This is a genomic window from Nocardia sp. NPDC059236 (genome assembly GCF_042754085.1).
In the GTDB taxonomy this organism is placed as follows: Bacteria; Actinomycetota; Actinomycetes; order Mycobacteriales; family Mycobacteriaceae; genus Nocardia.
The window spans coordinates 216,101-233,480 of sequence record NZ_JBHZAF010000013.1 but is presented as its reverse complement, the minus strand read 5'-3'; the positions used below and the strand labels follow the sequence as shown (position 1 = coordinate 233,480).

Genomic DNA, 17,380 nt, shown 5'->3' with positions numbered 1-17,380 from the left:
AGCGGAGTAGCTCCTATATATACAGAGCTCTCATAGCAGGTAGACACCGGTCGTGGCGCGGCACGCCGGGTGACCGGCGGGAGCGGCAGGACACTTTTCGGGGATCGCGACCCCGACCGACTAAGCTGCTTTTTCGTGGTTTCGCCGAAGTCCGAGGAAGCAGCTGTGGAGGATCGTCGTACTCGCCTGCTGGCGGCGGCCGCGATAACGCTGGGACGGCTCTCGGATGTGCTGATTCCGCTGGGTGAACTGTTCGCCGTGCACGGTCATCAGCTGTATCTGGTCGGCGGTAGCGTGCGCGACGCGGTGCTCGGCCGGTTGGGCACCGACCTGGACTTCACCACCGACGCCCGCCCCGAGGTGGTGCAGGAGCTGATGCGCGGCTGGGCCGATCATCTGTGGGACACCGGTGGTCTGGCCTTCGGCACGGTGAGCGCGTCCAAGTCCGGGCAGCAGCTGGAGATCACCACCTTCCGCAGCGACGCCTACGACCGGGTCTCGCGCAATCCGGCGGTCACCTTCGGCGACACCCTCGAGGGTGATCTGGTGCGCCGCGATTTCACGGTGAACGCGATGGCGGTGCGCATCGGCGCGCTGGGCGAGCTGGAGTTCGTGGATCCGCTGAACGGCGTCGAGGCGCTGCTGTCCGGGGTGCTGGATACGCCTGCGCTGCCGCATGATTCGTTCCAGGACGACCCGCTGCGCATGCTGCGCGCCGCGCGCTTCGTCGCGCAGCTGGGTTTCCGGCTGGCGCCGCGGGTGCGGGCGGCGATCATCGAGATGGCCCCGGAGATCGAGCGCATCACGGCCGAGCGGGTGCGGGCGGAGCTGGACAAGCTGATCGGCGGCGAATACCCGACCGAGGGCATCGATGTGATGGTCGAGACCGGGCTGGCCGAACGGGTGCTGCCGGAGGTCCCGGCCATGCAGCTGGAGATCGACGAGCACCATCAGCACAAGGACGTCTACCAGCATTCGCTGACCGTGCTGCGCCAGGCCATCGATCAGGAGCAGGGCGATCCGGATCTGGTGCTGCGCTGGGCCGCCCTGCTGCACGACATCGGCAAGCCGCCGACCAAGCGCAATGAGCCCGGCGGCGGGGTCAGCTTCCACCATCACGAGGTGGTGGGCGCGAAGATGGTGCGAAAGCGCATGCGCGCCTTGAAGTATCCGAAGCAGTTCACCGAGGACGTGGCGCGGCTGGTGTATCTGCACCTGCGTTTCCACGGCTACGGCAAGGGGCAGTGGACCGATTCGGCGGTGCGCCGCTACGTGACCGACGGCGGTGAGCTGCTCCCCCGTCTGCACAAGCTGGTCCGCGCCGACTGCACCACTCGCAACAAGCGCCGCGCCGCCGCCCTGCGTTCGACCTACGACGATCTGGAGACCCGGATCGAACGCCTGCGGGAGCGGGAGGATCTGGAGCGGGTGCGCCCGGATCTGGACGGCAATTCGATCATGGAGTTGCTGGACCTGAAGCCGGGCCCGGATGTCGGCAAGGCGTGGCGTTTCCTGAGGGAACTGCGCCTGGACCGTGGTCCGATGACGCGTGAAGAGGCCGAGGCGGCCCTGCTCGAATGGTGGCCGACGCAGCAGGTTCGATAGCCCCGGGAGTCGGGGTTCCCTAGAAGATGATCAGCGTCGTCCCCGCGACGATGGCCGAGCGGATCTGCGCGAGATCGAACGAGCCGCTGATCGCGGGCAGGTCGACGCTGAAGAACACGTGCTCCCCGACGTGTTCGGCTCGGCTGATGCGCGCCTCGCTGGGCAGCCCCGACAGCGGAATCGGGTTCAGCGTCGTGAATCGCCTGGGCGCGCGCACCTTTCGCCAGTGGGCCCGGTGCACGGTGATGGACAGGACGTTGTCGGTGATCTCGGCCGCGGCCAGCGCCCGGATACTGCGGCGCCGGTGGCGGGCCAGGATGAGCCCGTCGTCGGCGGGCTGCAGTTCCCAGTCGGGCTGCCAGGTGTTGATCCACTCCAGCAGTGCCGCAAGGGTTATCACACCGGTGAGGTCGAGCTGTGAGGTCCGCAGTTTGGTGGGGACGCCGGGGATCAGCCGCACGCCGTGGGCGATGACGGTGAGTTCCTCGATGGGGTGGGTGTTCCAGATCAGCCCGGTGAGCACGGTTTTGGTCTGGAAGTGCGCCCCGCGCCGGCGCACCTTGAGCGTGTGGAGGGTGGCTCGCAGGTCGTGTCCGAGCAGGGTGGCGCTGACCTCCTGCCCGCCGAACTGGCTCAGGATGCCTTCCGACAGCAGCGTCATGAGGACGTCGGGCATGAGCGCGGTGACTGTCCCGGCTCCGAAGTCGGCGGCTGGTTCGAGCCAGGCGGTGGTGAAACTGGTCCACTGGTCCAGCCAGCTCTGGTCGAACAAGCGTCTTCCGAGGTCCATACCCAGGTCCACCGCGCGCAGGGGTGACCAGGCCTTCGGATCGAAATACGTGGCCATGATTGCTTCGAGCGTACTGGCCGCCGGTGCGGGCGCCAGCGGCGCGACAGTGAACTGGAACACCTTGCCGGCCGTTGTTGTCCGCATCTACGGTTCGATTCGATTGGTACTTCCGTATTTGCGGATCTATTCTGCTTGTCATGCCCGAAATTCGGATTCGTGACGCCGCCCAGCTGCTGGGCGTCAGCGACGACACCGTGCGCCGCTGGATCGACGGTGGCGTGCTGTCCGCACGCAAGGACGAATCCGGTCGCCTGGTGGTGGATGGCAGCGAGCTCGCGGAATTGGCCGTCGAGCAGGCTCGCACTCCACAGACCCGGATGGCTAGTGCCAGTTCGGCGCGCAATCGTTTTCCCGGATTGGTCACCAGGGTGGTGGCCGATACCGTGATGGCACAGGTGGAGATGCAATGCGGACCGTTCACAGTCGTGTCGTTGATGAGCAGCGAGTCGGTGCGCGAGCTGGGGCTGCAACCCGGCAGCGTGGCGTGGGCGAGCGTGAAGGCCACCACGGTGGTGGTGGAGACCGCCACGGAAACCGGTGGCGCGGCCTAGGTTCCAGGTCCGGAGCCGTGCTGGCCGCGACCGCGGTGCTGGGCGCGGGTCTGCTGTCGGGCTGCGGTTCCTCCTCGGACAGCAGTGACACCACGACGATCACGGTCTTCGCGGCCGCCTCGCTCAAGCAGGTGTTCACCCAGCTGGGCACTCGGTACGAGAGCGCGCACCACGGCACGAAGGTGACCTTCTCCTTCGCCGGTTCCTCGGATCTGGTGGCGCAGTTGAATCAGGGCGCGCCCGCCGACGTCTTCGCCTCCGCCGATCAGGCGAACATGGACAAGGCGGTGAAGGGCGGCCGGATCACCGACAAGCCCCAGACTTTCGCCACCAATGTCCTCACCATCGTGACGCCGCCGGGCAATCCGGCGCACATCGGTTCGCTGGCGGATCTGTCCAAGTCCGGGCTGCGCCTGGTGGTGTGCGCGCCGCAGGTGCCGTGCGGTTCGGCCACCAAGAAGGTGACCACCGGTGCGGGCGTGTCGATTTCGCCGGTCAGTGAGGAGTCCTCGGTGACCGACGTGCTGGCCAAGGTGACCTCGGGGCAGGCCGACGCGGGCCTGGTCTACGTCACCGACGCGGCCGGCGCGGGTAACAAGGTGACGACGGTGAACTTCCCGGAGTCCGCGACCGCCGTGAACACCTATCCGATTGCCACCGTGGCGGATTCGAAGAACGCCGCGGCCGCCAAGGACTTCGTCACGCTGGTCACCGGGCCCGATGGCCGGCAGGCGCTGCAGCAGGCCGGTTTCGGGCGGCCGTGATCAAGCCCCCGGTCTGGCTGCTGCTGCCGGCGGCCATCGGCTTCGTGCTGGTGGCCGGTCCGCTGGTGGCGCTGACCGGGGCGGTGGACTGGTCGCATTTCCTGGATCTGATCACCTCGGAGTCCTCGCGGGTGGCGCTGCTGCTGAGCCTGCGCACCTCCGTGGCGGCCGCGCTGCTGTGCGTGCTGCTGGGTGTGCCGATGGCCGCGGTGCTGGCCCGCTCGCGCTGGCGGGCGCTGCCGGTGCTGCGCGCACTGGTGTTGCTGCCCTTGGTATTACCGCCGGTGGTGGGTGGTCTGGCGCTGCTGTATCTGTTCGGGCGGAACGGGCTGGTGGGCCACCAGCTGGAGTCGCTCGGCATCCGCATCGCCTTCAGCACGACCGCGGTGGTGCTGGCGCAGACCTTCGTGGCGCTGCCGTTCCTGGTGATCACGCTGGAGGGTGCGATGCGCACCGCGGGCGACCGCTACGAACGGATCGCCGCCACCCTGGGTGCGCGGCCGTCGCTGGTGTGGTGGCGGGTGACATTGCCGCTGCTGCGCCCCGCTCTGGTGTCGGGCACGATCCTGGCCTTCGCCCGCGCCCTGGGCGAGTTCGGCGCGACGCTCACCTTCGCGGGCAGCCTGCAGGGGAAGACCCGCACGCTGCCGCTGGAGATCTATCTCCAGCGCGAGTCCGATCCGGATGCCGCCGTGGCGCTTTCGCTGCTGCTGGTGCTGGTCGCGGCGGTGATCGTGCTGGTGGCCTACCGGCGGCCGGAGGCGCGCTAGCGTGGCTGCCATGTCGCCGATATTCGTCTCCCGTGCCGAGCGCATCGTCGAAGCGCTGCTGACCGCCGGCCCGCAGCTGGCCGCCTCGGTGGGCGACCACCGCGCCGATCATCGGCTCCCCGACTGGTCGGCGGAGGCGGTGCGCGGGCACGCCGAGCTGCTGCGCGAGGCCTCGCATACCCTGGCCGAGGTCGATCCGGACGACCTGGCCCCCGCGGACGGCGTCGATCTCGCGCTCCTGCAGCAGCGGGTCGACGGCCTGTTGTTCGAGCTCACCGAAATCCGCGAGCACGAGTGGAATCCGCTGGTGCACAATCCCGGACCGCTGCTCCACCACCTGCTGGCGCGCCCGTTCGCGCCCGCCGAGGTGCGGCTGGCGGCGCTGCGCGACCGGCTGACGGCGGTGCCCGACGCGCTGGCCACCGCCCGCGCGCTGCTCGGCGAGATGCCGCGCGTGCACGTCGAGACCGCCATCGGGCAGTTCGGCGGCGTGACCGCGCTGGTGCGCGACCAGGTGCCCGCGCTGGCCGCCGAGGTGCCCGGCTTCGCGATCGAACCCGCTGCCACCGCGGCGATGTCGGCGCTGACCGACTTCACCGCGTGGCTCACCGGCCAGGTCGAGAGCGCGGACCGCGATCCGCGTCTGGGCCGCAGGCTGTGGGAGGCCAAGCTCTGGCACACCCTCGACACCGAGCTGGGCGCGCGGGAGATCCTGGACCGCGCGCACCGGCACCTGGATCAGCTGACCGGCGAGATCCGCTCCGCGGCAGGCGAACTGCTCGGTGTCGCGAATCCGGATGCGGAGACCGTCCGCCGGGCGCTGGCGCAATTGTCGGCGGACCGACCGGCCGATGACACGGTGGTCGCGGTGGCGGCCGAGGCGCTGGCGGAGGCCACCGCCTTCGTCCGCGACCACGACCTGGCCACCCTGGTCGAGGATCCGCTGGTCATCCAGAAGATGCCGGAGTTCGCGCGCGGGGTGGCGGTGGCGTACTGCGATCCGGTCGGCCCGCTCGAAACCGCCGAGCTGCCGACCTTTTTCGCCATCGCACCGACCCCGGCGGACTGGTCGCCCGAGCGGGTGACCTCGTTCTATCGCGAATACAACAACCACATGATGCGCAATCTGACCGTGCACGAGGCCATGCCCGGCCACTACCTGCAACTCGCCCGGTCGCGCCGCTTCCGCGGCTCCACCCCCGTGCGCGCGCTGTGCTGGAGCGGCACCTTCATCGAAGGCTGGGCGGTCTACACCGAGAAGCTCATGGCCGACACCGGTTTCGGCGGCCTGCCGGTGCGGTTGCAGCAGCTGAAGTCCCACCTGCGCATGACCATCAACGCCATCCTCGACCAGTCGGTGCATTGCGACGGCATGACCGAAGCCGAGGCCCTGCGGCTGATGCGGGACCTCGGCCTCCAGGAGGAGGGCGAGGCCGCCGGCAAGTGGCGCCGCACCCTGCTCAGCTCCACCCAGCTCTCGACCTATTTCGTCGGTTATACCGAGGTCGCCGCCGTGGCCGCGGCTCGCCCGGCCGCCACTCCCCTGCGTGACTGGCACGACGCCATGCTTTCCCACGGCTCCCCCGCCCCGCGCCATCTGCGCACCCTGCTCGGGATCGACGGGAGCTGATTCGATGACCAGCGGGCTGGCGGTCTCCGCGCGCCTGGCGGACCGGGATTTCGAGGTGCGGCTGGACATTCCGGCCGGGGAAGTGCTGGCCGTGCTGGGACCGAACGGTGCGGGAAAGTCGACACTGCTGGATGTGGTTGCCGGACTGGTGATTCCGGACGAGGGGCAGGTCCGGCTGGGCGAGCGGGTGCTGACGGATGTCGCGAAAGGCATTGCGGTGGAGCCGCATCGGCGGGCCGTCTCGTTGCTGGCGCAGGATGCCCTGCTCTTCCCGCATCTGTCGGTGGCCGGGAATGTGGCCTTCGGGCCGCGCAGCCGGGGTGTACGTGGCCGGGCCGCCGCCGCTCTCGCGCGGGAATGGCTGCGGGCCGTCGATGCCGAGGAATTCGCGGACCGGTCGCCCGGGTCATTGTCCGGCGGTCAGGCGCAGCGCGTGGCCCTGGCCCGCGCGCTGGCCGTGCACCCGCGGGTACTGCTGCTGGACGAGCCGATGGCCGCGTTGGATGTGACCGCGGCGCCCGCCATGCGGGCGCTGCTGCGGAGAGTCCTGCGGGAACCTGCCTCCGGCAGTGCGGAGGATGAAAATGGCGAGTTGATGGCCACTGCACGGGATATAGCCGCGCATCCCGTGACGCTGCCGGATGCCCGGCCCAGCGCCACGATTCTGGTGACGCACGACATCATCGACGCGGTGACCCTGGCCGATCGGGTCGCGGTCCTCGAGGCCGGGCGGGTGATCGAGTCCGGTTCGGTGGCTGCGGTATTGGCGCGGCCCCGCAGCCGGTTCGCTGCCCGGATCGCCGGAGTCAACCTGATCATGGGTGCGGCCGTGAGCGGCGGCAGCGCCGGGCTGGGTGCGGTCACGGACGGGACGGTCGAGGTCTTCGGCAGGTCCGAGGGCGAGTGGACGGCCGCCGGGCGGGCGGCGGCGGTGTTCTCGCCGGTGGCCGTGGCGGTGCACCTGGAGCATCCGGAGGGCAGTCCCCGCAATGTGTTCCGGGTGCGGGTGGCGGAGCTGGAGGATCGCGGCGGTCTGGTGCGGGTGCGCGGGGTGGACGGTCCGGGGGCGGCCGCGGGCCTGGCGGCGGATCTGACTCCGGCCGCGGTGGCCCAGCTCGGTGTGGTCCCCGGGATGGAGGTGTACTTCGCGGTGAAGGCGACCGAAGTAGAGGTCTACCCGTATTGACCTGTCGCCGCGGGCATTCAGGCGGCAGCCAGGGCGAGCAGGCCCTCGGCGCAGTTCGAATACCGCGGCTTCCAGCCGAGTTCGGCCTCGGCCTTGGCATTCGAGACCCGCATGCTCGCCCGTGTCATCTCGTACAGGTAGGCCATGGGCCGCAGCAGCGCGCCGGGCACGGTGAACGGCCTGGGCGTGCCGAAGGTTTCGGCCACCAGCCGCACGTGCGCCCCGAAGCCGAGCGGGCCGTCGTCGACGATGTTGTAGGCCGAGCCGGGGGTCCCGCCCTCGACGGCGTACGCCATGGCCGCGCCCGCGTCGGCGAGGTTGATCCAGGGCAGCACGCGCCCGTGGTCGTTCACCGCGGGTAGCTGCCGCTTGCGCAGCATCTCCACGATCGATTCGGTGCCGCCCTGCCCGTAGAACAAGCCGTAGCGCAGTGAAATCCCCTCGATGCCAGGGGTGTTCAGCATGAGCTCCTCCTTCACGCGCATGCCCTCCAGATGCCGGACGTCCGATCCCTTTCCGCCCCGGCCGAATTCGTCGGTCTCGGTGCGGACATGGTCGCCGAAGTCGCGGTAGCCGTAGCCGAAGACCATCGATTCGGCGATCATGCGCCGGGCCCCGACCAGCTGTGCGGCCGCCACCAGGTTGGCGGTGCCGGCGACGCGCAGGTCGTCGGTGGCGTACATGTCCCGGTGCCGCATGGGCGCCTTGCGCAGCGCGGTGGCCGCGTGCACGACCGTGTCGACGGTCAACCCCTCGACCGCGCGCAGCAGCTGGTCGCGGTTCATCAGGTCGGCGACCACGTCGTTGCCGGCGCCCCGTCCGAGGGACAGGACCGTGTAGCCGTGCTCGTGCAGGGCGCGGGTGATGTGCCCGCCGAGGACGCCGCTCGCACCGGCCAGGAGGATGGTCTTGGTGTCGTTCATGTCCATGGGACAAGGAATGCCCGCCGGAAGTGACAGCACACATCTGTGATCCATGACACAGTTTCTGGCGTGACATCCTTGTCGCCGGATGCGGGCGCGCCCACAATCGGATCACGACGAACAGCTGGAGGACGCATATGACGCTGGATCTGAACAGCGACCTCGGCGAGGGTTTCGGCGACTACACCATGGGTGACGACGCCGCCATGCTGGACGTGGTCACCAGCGCCAATATCGCGTGCGGATTCCACGCCGGGGATCCGGCCATCATGCGCCGCACCTGCGCGCTGGCCGTCGAGAAGGACGTCCGCATCGGCGCGCACGTCGGCCATCGTGATCTGCCCGGGTTCGGTCGCCGCGCCATCGCGATCGCCCCGGCCGCGCTGCGCGACGAGACGCTGTATCAGATCGGCAGCCTCGACGCCTTCGCCCGCGCTGCCGGAGACCGGGTGCGCTACGTGAAACCCCATGGCGCGCTGTATCACCAGGCCGCCGCCGACCGTGCGCTCGCCGACGCCATCGTCCTGGCCCTGCGGGAGTTCGATGCGCGGCTGGCCCTGCTGGGCCCGGCCGGCACCGAGCTCGAGCGAGCGGCGCTGGCCGCCGGAACCCCGTTCGTCGGTGAGGGTTTCGCCGATCGCGCCTATACCCCGGAGGGTCTGCTCGCGCCGCGCGGACTGCCGGGTGCGGTGCTCGGTGCGGATGCGGCGGTGACGCAGGCGCTGTCGATCGCGCGGGACGGCAAGGCGACCAGCGTGGATGGCGGCACGGTGGCGGTGAGGGCGGCCAGCATCTGCGTGCACGGCGATACGCCGGCGGCGGTCGAGATGGCGCGCCGGATTCGCGCCGCGCTCGACGAATCCGGTATGCCTGTCCGGGCTTTCGCGTGATCCGGGGTGGATGACCATGACCGGTCCCGGGGAATTCGACGACGTCGGCGAGGTGCGGGCGGCGGGTGACCGTGCGCTGCTGGTGATTCCACCGCTGCGCGCCATGGTGGCCGATCTGGTGTCCGCCCTGCAGCCGCGTCCGACGGGGGTGGTCGATGTCCTGCCCGCCGCGGAAACCGTACTGGTGACGCTGGATTCGCCGCGGTCGGCGATCTCGGTGCGAAAGCAACTGCGGGTCTTGCTGGTCCGGCTCGACGCGGCCGCCCGGGTCACCGCCGGTGACCGCGGCCGGCCCGGTGGGTGGCCGGGCCGGACCGGCCATCCGTTCGATGAGGTGGCCGGCAACGGCGCCCCCGTCGAACCCCTCGTGATTCCGGTCCGCTACGACGGCGAGGACCTGCCCGAGGTCGCGCGCCTGCTCGGCCTGACCGCGGCCGAGGTCGTCGCCCAGCACACCGGCACCGTATGGCGTTGTGCCTTCGTGGGTTTCGCGCCCGGCTTCGGCTATCTCGAATCGCCGGACGGCCGTATGACCGTGCCGCGGCGCGCGCGAGCCCGCACCGCCATCCCCGCGGGCGCGGTGGCGCTGGCGGGCGGCTATTCGGCCGTCTACCCCCGCCGCAGTCCGGGCGGCTGGCAGCTGATCGGGACCACCGACCTCTCGATGTGGGATGTGGATCGGGAACCGCCCGCCCTGGTGCGCGCCGGTGCCCGGGTCCGATTCGTGGATGTGGGGACAGGCTCATGAGCGGATTACGTGTCGTCCGGGTCGGCCCCCTGGCCACCATTCAGGACCTGGGCCGCCCGGGCTGGTTCGACTCCGGGGTGGGCACCGCGGGCGCGGCGGACCGCGCTTCGCTGCGGCTGGCCAATCGCCTGGTCGGGAATCCGGAGGGCGCGGCGGGCATCGAGGTGCTGCTGGGCGGTCTGGAACTGCTCGCCGATCAGCACGTCACGGTGGCGGTGACCGGCGCCCCGGCCCCGGTCACCGTCGACGATCGCCGCATGGGCGCGGCCAGCGTGCTGGAGATCGAGGAGGGGCAACGGCTGCGGCTCGGTATCGCCGACACGGGTCTGCGCACCTATGTGGCGGTGCGCGGCGGCATCGAGGTTGCGCCGGTGCTGGGCTCCCGCAGCCGCGACACCCTCTCCGGCATCGGCCCCGACCCGCTGCATCCGGGCGATCTGCTCCCGGTGGGAAAGCCGCCGCGGGCGCTGCCCATCGTTGATGTCGCGCCGGTGCCGGCGCTGGGCAACGACCTGCTCACGGTGCGGGCCGTGCCCGGTCCGCGGGCCGACTGGTTCACCGACGCCACCGCTCTCTTCGCGGGCGAGTGGACGGTCTCCCCGGACACCGACCGGATCGGCGCGCGGCTGGACCGGCGCAGCGGTCCCGCCCTGCGGCGTAGCGTACCGAGCGAATTACCCACGGAGGGCATGGCTTTGGGCTCCGTGCAGGTGCCGCCCAGTGGTCAGCCCGTCGTCTTCCTGGCGGATCATCCGATCACCGGTGGTTATCCGGTGATCGCGGTGGTGGTGGACGCCGATGTGGACTGCGTGGCGCAGGCCCGCCCGGGTCAGGCCCTGCGCTTCCGGAAGATCGACTGACGCGGATTCCGTTGCGCTGCCGGAGGATAGCCGGAGTCGCTACTTCAGCGTCGCGTGCATGAGGTACACGTTGTAGCTGTTCCACGCCGACATGGTGAAGTACAGGTCCTTCCCGCTCGACCACGGATGGATGTACCCGCCGTAGGTCGTCGGATAGTCGTCGGTGTCGACCAGGGTCACCGGATCGGTCCAGGTGCCCTGCGGTTCGGCGGCGGTGCGCAGCACAATGGCGTGGCGGTCCAGATCCAGGTAGACCATCTGCCACTGCCCGGTCGACTCGTCGTAGCGCACCGACAGCTCACCGGCGGTCCCGGACAGGATCGGCGTGGCCAGCTGTTCGTCGGGCCCCAGGGCGGGCACCCAGGTATCGGCGATCCAGTACTGGTAGGCCGACTTGTTGAGCACCTGGTCGGTGGGCACCCGGGCCAGCCCGATGGTGCCGAACCGCCCATTGGGCGTGCCGAACATGTACACGTACCCGTCGTGCGGCGCCATGCCCATGACCTGGAACCGTCCCAGCCCGAAGAAGTTGTCCCAGCGCGCCCAATCGGACTTGGTCCAGGTCGCGCCGTTGTCGTCGGACCAGGCCAGCCCGCCCAGATTGGTCCACCACATGCCCGGCTTGTGGCGACTCCACCGGGCCACCGACATGTACGTCAGGTACTGCCGCCCGTTCAGCGCGAAGCCGGAGGTCGGGATGGTGGTGATCTCGAAGTTGTCGACCTTGCGGCTGCTCAGGATCTCGGCGGCGTGACAGCGGCTGTCCTGGGCGAAGGTGTCCAGCCGCAGGCCCTGGGAAAGATCGTGGTTGCTGCTGAACGCGATGGAGTTGCTGCGCCAGTCCTGGTCCCCGGTGCCCGCGCCGATCGGTCCCCAGCCCTTGCCGAAGGTGTCGCCGAAGGCGACGGCGATCTGCCCGGGTTCGGACTCCCACATGATGCCGAGGTCGGTGCCGTCCACCGACCAGCGCATATCGGTGCGATTGGTGGAGCCGTGCCCGGTCACCTGGTTCACCAGCGCCAGCGAGCCGAGTTCGGCCGGGGTCACGGGTGCGGCGACCGGCGCGGGAACCAGGGGCGGCACGGCCGGCGCGGGCCGGGGCTGCGGTGGCTCGGGATCGCCGCCGGGCACCGGGATCGGGACGGTCTCCGGAATCTGGTCTATCTGGATGTGCGGCAGCTGAATCCCGCCGGAGCCGCTGCCGGCCTGCGGTGCGGGGGTGGGCTCGGGCGCCGCTTCCGGGGCAGGCTGGTCATCGCCGGTGCCGGGATCTCCGGAGGTGTCGGCCGGGTCGCCCGGCGGGTCGGCCGGATCACTTTCGGGCGCAAGGTTTTCCGGCTTGGGACTCTGGTCGTTGCGCAGGTCCGGGCACGGATTGACGCACGGGTCCGCGGGCAATGGCGCGGGATCGATGCGGGTGTTGTCCTGCCGCGGACCCGGAATGGGGACCGGCGTGAACTGCGGGACCGGAACCTGAATGTGGATGGTGTTGTCGGGCGGCTGCGGTTGCGGCAGTGGCACATCCGGGTCGGGTTCGCGGGCCAGCGGATCGAATCCCGTTTCGCCGCAGGCGTTCAACGGCGGCGGGGCCCACGGGGCCGAGGGGCCGGCGGTGGCGGGTGTGGCGGGCAGCAGCATGACCGCGGCCATCGCCAGGCTCGAGAGCGCCAGGGCCGCAGGTGCTTCGGAGCGCCGCGCAGTCATCCGTGGTGCGTCTCCTCGTCCGTGATCGGATCCACCTCACCGTAGTCGTCCGGGCCGCATCCGCGGAGCCGTCTCGCCGTGTCGCCGGAGGGGTGTGACCGAGCCGATACCTACTTCGGCTACGCACCGACCCGTCGGCGTGAATTGGCCGCAATGGCCAGGACGCCGCCCGCGTAGACCGCCGCCGCGGCCACCACCACCGCCGGTGAGCGGCCGTCCGCCGGAATCAGCACCGCAGTACCCGCCAGCGCCAGCACGAAGGTGATGTTGAAGACCGTGTCCTGCAGGGCGAAGACCTGCCCGCGGTGCGCGTCGTCGATATCGATCTGCATGGCCGCGTCGCCGGTCAGCTTGATGACCTGGCCCACCAGCCCGAGCAGGTAGGCCGCCGCCAGCAACAGCAGCTCCGCCCGCCGCTCGGCGTCCCCGGTGGCGACGGTGATCGGCGTGACCAGGCCCAGCTGTACCGCGATCGCCGTCACCAGGCCGGTCACCACCGTCCGCGGCCGGCCGAGCCGTGGAATCAGCACCGGCGCGACCACGGCCGCCGTGAGCATGCCCGCCCCGGTCGCGGTGATGGCCGCACTGAATTTCGCGAGGTGGGTCCCCACCGCGGCCTCGTCGCCGCGGCGCAGCACCAGCACCATCAGCAGGGTGTCCGCGCCGAAGACGATGCGGTGCGCGCCGATCCCCAGGAAGGTCGTGGTCACCTCCCGGGACCGCCAGGCCGCGGTGGCGCCCTCGCGCAGTCCGGCGGCGATGGCCCGCACCGTGCTCCACCCGCCCCGCGCCGCGCCCTGCTCGCCACGGTCGGGTCCCAGTGCGCGGGGCTGGAATCCGGCCACCACCAGCCCGCCGGCGATCGAACCGGAGGCGCTGCCGGCCGCCGCCACCGCCGAGGCGAAGTCGCCCGCCCCGATCAGCCCGATGATCGAGAAGGCCAGGCCCGCGCCCAGGATCGCGCACCCCGAGGCCACCGTCGCCAGCACCGAATTCATCGGGACCAGCCAGCGCTGGGCCAGCACCTTGGGCAGCGACGCGGACACACCGGCGCCCACGAACCGGCTCACCCCGACCACGGACAGCGCGCCCAGCAGCAGCGGGGTGGCGTGCACCCCGGCCAGCAGGCCCGCCGCGGTCGCCACGATGAGCAGCCCGCGCAGCACGTTCGCGTAGAGCAGCACCCGGCGGCGATCCCATCGGTCGAGCAGCGCGCCCGCGTACGGGCCGATGATCGAGTACGGCAGCAGCAGGGCCGCGAAGCCGCCGGCGATGGCCAGCGGATCGGTTTGCCGTTCGGGGTTGAACAGAATCGCGCCCGAGAGCGCGGCCTGGAACATGCCGTCGCCGAACTGTCCGGACAGCCGGACCAGCGTCAGCCGCAGGGTGCCGGGATTCTCGCGGAGCCCGGTCGCGACCGCGGCCAGCCGGGCGCGCAGGGTGGCCGGCGGCGGCGCGGTCACCGGGACGGGTGCGTGGTCACCAGCGCGAAGACGGCAGCGCGCATATCGTCGGCCATGGGCAGGTTGTCGACGGTGTCGGCGTCGATCCACTGGAAGCGGTCGTGCTCGAGGGGGTCGAGCCGGATCTCGGCGGCCTCGGTCTCGACCACGAAGCTGTATTTGCGTACCCGGGACTTGGTGCGGGTGGCGTAGTCGAATCCGCCCAGCACGTCGGTGATCCGCACGACGCTCAGCCCGGTCTCCTCGAACAGTTCGCGGGCCACGCAGTCGGCGAAGGACTCGCCGGATTCCACGCCGCCGCCGGGCAGTTCCCACATCCCCCCGTGCGAACCTTCGGCGACACGCCGCACGACCAGCAGTTTGCCGTCCCGGAATACGGCCACGCCCACCACGAAATGAGCGATCCCCTCGCTCTCGGCCTGTTGTCGGAGCTCGCGTTCGATGCCCGCGAGTGCCTCGGGTCGCATCCCCCTGCTCTCCCTCCCGTTTCGCTTGCGGCACATCATGATACGGTCGCCGACCGAAACCCGCTGGCGGGTACGACGGCGTGCGGGCGGGCGTCACCGCCGCGCACTCACAATCGCCGGGCATTTGCCCGGACCGGTTGCCGAGAGCGTAGTACCTGGTCGGCGGCGTGCGGAGCAGCGCTGCTCTCACGCTAGAATTTAACCCGGAATTCAGGTTGGGCCGCCGTATCGGCCCCTACCCTGGAATCCGATCGGTGCTCGCCGGTGAGAGGAGTACGGCGGTGTCCACCCTCACGACACCACACATCGATATCCATCGTGGCGGCGACCGCATGAAAACCCGTGTGTCGTGGCTGGATTCGAAGCATTCGTTCTCGTTCGGGGAACACTACGATCCCGACAACACCCACCATGGCCTGCTGCTGGTCAACAATGAGGACATCGTCCTGCCCGGCGAGGGCTTCGAGACCCATCCGCACCGGGACATGGAAATCGTCACCTGGGTGCTGAGCGGCAGCCTGGTCCATCAGGATTCGCTGGGACACAGCGGGGTCATCTATCCCGGCCTGGCCCAGCGCATGAGCGCCGGTACCGGCATCCTGCATTCGGAGAAGAACGATTCCTGGCGGTTCAGCAATGCGCCCGAACACCAGGAGCCGGTGCATTTCGTCCAGATGTGGGTGGTGCCCGACGATTCCGGGCTGACCCCCGGCTATCAGCAGCTGGAGATCGACGACGAGCTGGCCGGCGGCGGCCTGATCACGGTGGCCTCGGGCCTGCCCCGCTACCGCGACCGCACCGCCATCGCCATCGCCAGCAGCCACTCCGCCCTGCACGTGGCCCGGATGTCCGGCGACGCCGCAGAGATCCGCCTGCCGGAAGCCCCCTACCTGCATGTCTTCATCGCGCGCGGCGAGGTCGAGATGGAGGGGGCGGGCACCCTGTACGAGGGCGACGCGGTGCGGTTGACGCGCAGCGGAGGCCAGCGGGTCACCGCGAACATGCCGTCGGAGATTCTGGTGTGGGAAATGCATGCCCGACTCGGCGGGCAATAGCATCGACGCATGAACCAGTACCCGCCACCGGGGCAGTACGGCCAGTACCCGCCGCCTCCGCCCGGAAACTATCCGCCGCCCGGCGGACCGCAGTACTGGCAGGAATCGCCGCAGCGCAAGGGCATGGCGATCACCGCGATGGTCTTCGGCATCCTGGGCCTGCTCACCTTCTGGACGGTGCTGCTCACCATCGTCGGCGTCCTGTGCGGCGTGCTCGCGATCATTCTCGGCGTGATCGCCGCGACGAAGGCGCGCCGCGGTACGTCCGGCGGCTTCGGAATGGCGCTGGCGGGCGCGATCATGGGAGCCATCAGCCTGATCGGCGGCATTCTGGTCGGCGTGCTGGTGTGGGTCGTCTTCAAGGACACCGGCGGCACCGACCTGATCGACTGCCTGAACAAGGCCGGCGGCGACAGCTCCAAGGTTCAGCAGTGCCAGGAGGAATTCAACAAGCGGGTCGAGGACAAGTTCAGCGTCACGCTGACGCCCGCGCCTACCCGCTGACCGGATGGCACTCGCGGGTGGCGGCCAGCACCTCGGCCAGTTCGGGGCGAAAGTCCCCTTCCGGTGGGTGAATCCACGTCCGGTAGGCGCTGTGCTCGTCCGCGGGAGACGGCAGCACGATGGTGCTGCCCGGCTGCGCTACGGACGCGCAATCGCGGAATAGGTCTGAGAACAAAGCGGTGTCGTGATACGAGTCGTCCGTGGGGCCCGTCAGGAAGGTCCAGCGGCCCGAGCGCGGGTGGGCGATGACGGGCCCGCAGCGGCGGCGGGCGACCAGGTGGTCGCGGACCCGGTGGCCCAGGTCGGCGGGCATGGTCACGGCCCCGACGGCCCCGACCTCCAACATGATTCGGCTCAGTGTCGAGTCCACCACGCCGTAGAGGCCGTGCTCCTTGCGATAGTGCCGGCACCGGGCCAGCGCTTCCTGGGTGGCGGTATACGAGGACGGGTCCAGCGCGCTCATGGCGAACCTCCTGCTACCGACCTTAGGTCCGGGCTATCGGTATGACAATAGTCACACGCCAGCGAGTTCCCCAGCGTAGCATCACTGCTCATGGCTCCCGTCTCGCCCACCGTCGCCCGGTGGGAGCTGGTCCTGCGATTGCGCGAACTGCGTGAGCAGTGCGGCTTCGATTCGGCGACCTTCGCCAAGCGTGTCGGCTTCACCCCCGCCAACTGGTCGCACGTGGAGAAGGGCCGGCGCGTTCTCACGGCGACCACCATCGGCCCGGTGCTGGAGCTGCTCGAGGTGGAGGGCGAGGAGCGCGCGGAACTGCTGGAACTGCTGGCGCTGAGCAAGGAGCGCGGCTGGTGGGCCAGGTCCTCGGCGCTGATCGGGCCGGAGCTGCAACGGTATTACGGCATGGAGCTGGGCGCGGAGAGCATCCGCAGCTACGACAGCCTAGTGGTGCCCGGGTTGTTGCAGACCGAGGAATACGCGCGGGCGCTCATCAGCGCCGACGTCATGATCCGTCCCGTCCAGGTGGAACAGCTGGTGGCGGTGCGGCTGAAGCGGCAGGAACGGTTACGCGGCGACGACCGGGTGGAACTCACCGCGGTGATCGGCGAGGCCACGCTGCTACAGCAGATCGGCGGCCCGAAAGTATTGCGCGGGCAACTGGAACATCTGGCAACACTGCTGGACGAGCTGGATTCCATTTCGGTGCGGGTGATTCCGTTCACCGCGACCCGCGGCGCACTGCTGGGCGGGTCGAGTTTCCATCTGCTGGATTTCGCTTCCGAGAATCTTCCGACGTTCACCTGGGTGGAGAGCGCGGTTTTCGGTGGGGCGGTGGAGGATTCGTCGCAGATTCGCGATCTGCGGTTCGCATTTGTGCGTGCGCTCGACCAATCTCTCGGTCGCGCAGAATCTTTGGAGCTCATCAAACGCTATTCGCAAGGGTAGGATAC

The 17,380-nt window shown here is 69.8% G+C and carries 18 protein-coding genes; 12 read left to right on the top strand and 6 right to left on the bottom strand.

The annotated features are described in order from the left end of the window. Positions 1-165 precede the first annotated feature (165 nt). Positions 166-1,605, top strand: coding sequence for a CCA tRNA nucleotidyltransferase (locus ACFXIV_RS30885; protein WP_379400782.1), 1,440 nt, complete (start codon positions 166-168; stop codon positions 1,603-1,605). Between the two features lie 19 nt (positions 1,606-1,624). Here ACFXIV_RS30885 and ACFXIV_RS30880 read toward each other — a convergent pair whose 3' ends face one another. Beyond that, a complete protein-coding gene (locus ACFXIV_RS30880; protein ID WP_379400781.1) occupies positions 1,625-2,539 on the bottom strand; it encodes a hypothetical protein in 915 nt (304 codons plus the stop codon). Positions 2,540-2,592: 53 nt separating this feature from the next. Here ACFXIV_RS30880 and ACFXIV_RS30875 point away from each other — a divergent pair, with 53 nt between their 5' ends. Genes ACFXIV_RS30875 through ACFXIV_RS30855 form a run of 5 tightly spaced genes read left to right on the top strand, consistent with a single transcriptional unit; the run spans position 2,593 to position 7,356 of the window. Next, entirely contained in the window at positions 2,593-3,006 is a 414-nt protein-coding gene (locus ACFXIV_RS30875) for a TOBE domain-containing protein (RefSeq protein WP_354849050.1), read from the top strand. A 20-nt stretch (positions 3,007-3,026) separates the two neighbouring features. Further along, a complete protein-coding gene (modA, locus tag ACFXIV_RS30870) occupies positions 3,027-3,770 on the top strand; it encodes a molybdate ABC transporter substrate-binding protein (RefSeq protein ID WP_379400821.1) in 744 nt (247 codons plus the stop codon). Next, entirely contained in the window at positions 3,767-4,540 is a 774-nt protein-coding gene (locus ACFXIV_RS30865) for an ABC transporter permease (RefSeq protein ID WP_379384544.1), read from the top strand. Before modA ends, ACFXIV_RS30865 begins: the two co-directional genes overlap by 4 nt. Before the next feature lie 10 nt (positions 4,541-4,550). Continuing rightward, a complete protein-coding gene (locus tag ACFXIV_RS30860; RefSeq protein WP_379400780.1) occupies positions 4,551-6,170 on the top strand; it encodes a DUF885 domain-containing protein in 1,620 nt (539 codons plus the stop codon). A 4-nt stretch (positions 6,171-6,174) separates the two neighbouring features. Further along, entirely contained in the window at positions 6,175-7,356 is a 1,182-nt protein-coding gene (locus ACFXIV_RS30855; RefSeq protein WP_379400779.1) for a sulfate/molybdate ABC transporter ATP-binding protein, read from the top strand. 17 nt (positions 7,357-7,373) lie between these two features. On the opposite strand, the gene ACFXIV_RS30850 is transcribed toward ACFXIV_RS30855, so the two are convergent. Next, on the bottom strand, positions 7,374-8,285 hold the full coding sequence (locus ACFXIV_RS30850) for an NAD-dependent epimerase/dehydratase family protein (protein ID WP_379400778.1): 912 nt from the start codon (positions 8,283-8,285) through the stop codon (positions 7,374-7,376). A gap of 131 nt (positions 8,286-8,416) precedes the next feature. Between ACFXIV_RS30850 and ACFXIV_RS30845 the strand changes: the two genes are divergently transcribed. Genes ACFXIV_RS30845 through ACFXIV_RS30835 form a run of 3 tightly spaced genes read left to right on the top strand, consistent with a single transcriptional unit; the run spans position 8,417 to position 10,777 of the window. Beyond that, the gene (locus ACFXIV_RS30845; RefSeq protein WP_379400777.1) at positions 8,417-9,169 is read left to right on the top strand and encodes a LamB/YcsF family protein; all 753 of its coding nucleotides are present in this window, start codon (positions 8,417-8,419) and stop codon (positions 9,167-9,169) included. Between the two features lie 16 nt (positions 9,170-9,185). Then, positions 9,186-9,917 (top strand): allophanate hydrolase subunit 1, encoded by a 732-nt coding sequence (locus ACFXIV_RS30840; protein ID WP_379400776.1) that lies wholly within the window; start codon positions 9,186-9,188, stop codon positions 9,915-9,917. Further along, the gene (locus tag ACFXIV_RS30835; protein WP_379400775.1) at positions 9,914-10,777 is read left to right on the top strand and encodes a biotin-dependent carboxyltransferase family protein; all 864 of its coding nucleotides are present in this window, start codon (positions 9,914-9,916) and stop codon (positions 10,775-10,777) included. Before ACFXIV_RS30840 ends, ACFXIV_RS30835 begins: the two co-directional genes overlap by 4 nt. A gap of 39 nt (positions 10,778-10,816) precedes the next feature. Here the strand turns inward: ACFXIV_RS30835 and ACFXIV_RS30830 are convergent, their stop codons facing one another. From ACFXIV_RS30830 to ACFXIV_RS30820, 3 genes are all read right to left on the bottom strand, one after another. Then, positions 10,817-12,481 carry a DUF4185 domain-containing protein gene (locus ACFXIV_RS30830; RefSeq protein ID WP_379400774.1) on the bottom strand — a complete coding sequence of 555 codons (1,665 nt, stop codon included), beginning with the start codon at positions 12,479-12,481 and terminating at the stop codon, positions 10,817-10,819. Between the two features lie 119 nt (positions 12,482-12,600). Continuing rightward, positions 12,601-13,944: an MFS transporter gene (locus ACFXIV_RS30825; RefSeq protein ID WP_379400773.1), complete on the bottom strand. Its 1,344-nt coding sequence runs from the start codon at positions 13,942-13,944 to the stop codon at positions 12,601-12,603. After that, a complete protein-coding gene (locus tag ACFXIV_RS30820; protein WP_379400771.1) occupies positions 13,941-14,411 on the bottom strand; it encodes an NUDIX hydrolase in 471 nt (156 codons plus the stop codon). The genes ACFXIV_RS30825 and ACFXIV_RS30820 overlap by 4 nt, the downstream gene beginning before the upstream one ends. 281 nt (positions 14,412-14,692) lie before the next feature. On the opposite strand from ACFXIV_RS30820, the gene ACFXIV_RS30815 reads away from it, so the two are divergent. Further along, entirely contained in the window at positions 14,693-15,466 is a 774-nt protein-coding gene (locus ACFXIV_RS30815; RefSeq protein WP_379400770.1) for a pirin family protein, read from the top strand. Between the two features lie 9 nt (positions 15,467-15,475). Beyond that, positions 15,476-15,970 carry a DUF4190 domain-containing protein gene (locus ACFXIV_RS30810; protein ID WP_379400769.1) on the top strand — a complete coding sequence of 165 codons (495 nt, stop codon included), beginning with the start codon at positions 15,476-15,478 and terminating at the stop codon, positions 15,968-15,970. Here the strand turns inward: ACFXIV_RS30810 and ACFXIV_RS30805 are convergent. After that, a complete protein-coding gene (locus ACFXIV_RS30805; protein WP_379400768.1) occupies positions 15,960-16,433 on the bottom strand; it encodes a hypothetical protein in 474 nt (157 codons plus the stop codon). The two genes, ACFXIV_RS30810 and ACFXIV_RS30805, sit on opposite strands and share 11 nt — an antisense overlap. A gap of 90 nt (positions 16,434-16,523) precedes the next feature. Between ACFXIV_RS30805 and ACFXIV_RS30800 the strand changes: the two genes are divergently transcribed. Next, positions 16,524-17,375: a Scr1 family TA system antitoxin-like transcriptional regulator gene (locus ACFXIV_RS30800; RefSeq protein WP_354849086.1), complete on the top strand. Its 852-nt coding sequence runs from the start codon at positions 16,524-16,526 to the stop codon at positions 17,373-17,375. Positions 17,376-17,380: the final 5 nt, after the last annotated feature.

Bases quoted from the DNA above. Each gene is read 5' to 3' on its own strand.
- ACFXIV_RS30845 (WP_379400777.1), top strand. From the start codon at position 8,417: ATGACGCTGGATCTGAACAGCGACCTCGGCGAGGGTTTCGGCGACTAC.
- ACFXIV_RS30880 (WP_379400781.1), bottom strand. From the start codon at position 2,539: ATGCGGACAACAACGGCCGGCAAGGTGTTCCAGTTCACTGTCGCGCCG.
- ACFXIV_RS30855 (WP_379400779.1), top strand. From the start codon at position 6,175: ATGACCAGCGGGCTGGCGGTCTCCGCGCGCCTGGCGGACCGGGATTTC.
- ACFXIV_RS30860 (WP_379400780.1), top strand. From the start codon at position 4,551: ATGTCGCCGATATTCGTCTCCCGTGCCGAGCGCATCGTCGAAGCGCTG.
- ACFXIV_RS30800 (WP_354849086.1), top strand. From the start codon at position 16,524: ATGGCTCCCGTCTCGCCCACCGTCGCCCGGTGGGAGCTGGTCCTGCGA.
- ACFXIV_RS30820 (WP_379400771.1), bottom strand. From the start codon at position 14,411: ATGCGACCCGAGGCACTCGCGGGCATCGAACGCGAGCTCCGACAACAG.
- ACFXIV_RS30810 (WP_379400769.1), top strand. From the start codon at position 15,476: ATGAACCAGTACCCGCCACCGGGGCAGTACGGCCAGTACCCGCCGCCT.
- ACFXIV_RS30850 (WP_379400778.1), bottom strand. From the start codon at position 8,285: ATGGACATGAACGACACCAAGACCATCCTCCTGGCCGGTGCGAGCGGC.
- ACFXIV_RS30830 (WP_379400774.1), bottom strand. From the start codon at position 12,481: ATGACTGCGCGGCGCTCCGAAGCACCTGCGGCCCTGGCGCTCTCGAGC.
- ACFXIV_RS30835 (WP_379400775.1), top strand. From the start codon at position 9,914: ATGAGCGGATTACGTGTCGTCCGGGTCGGCCCCCTGGCCACCATTCAG.
- ACFXIV_RS30875 (WP_354849050.1), top strand. From the start codon at position 2,593: ATGCCCGAAATTCGGATTCGTGACGCCGCCCAGCTGCTGGGCGTCAGC.
- ACFXIV_RS30805 (WP_379400768.1), bottom strand. From the start codon at position 16,433: ATGAGCGCGCTGGACCCGTCCTCGTATACCGCCACCCAGGAAGCGCTG.
- ACFXIV_RS30840 (WP_379400776.1), top strand. From the start codon at position 9,186: ATGACCGGTCCCGGGGAATTCGACGACGTCGGCGAGGTGCGGGCGGCG.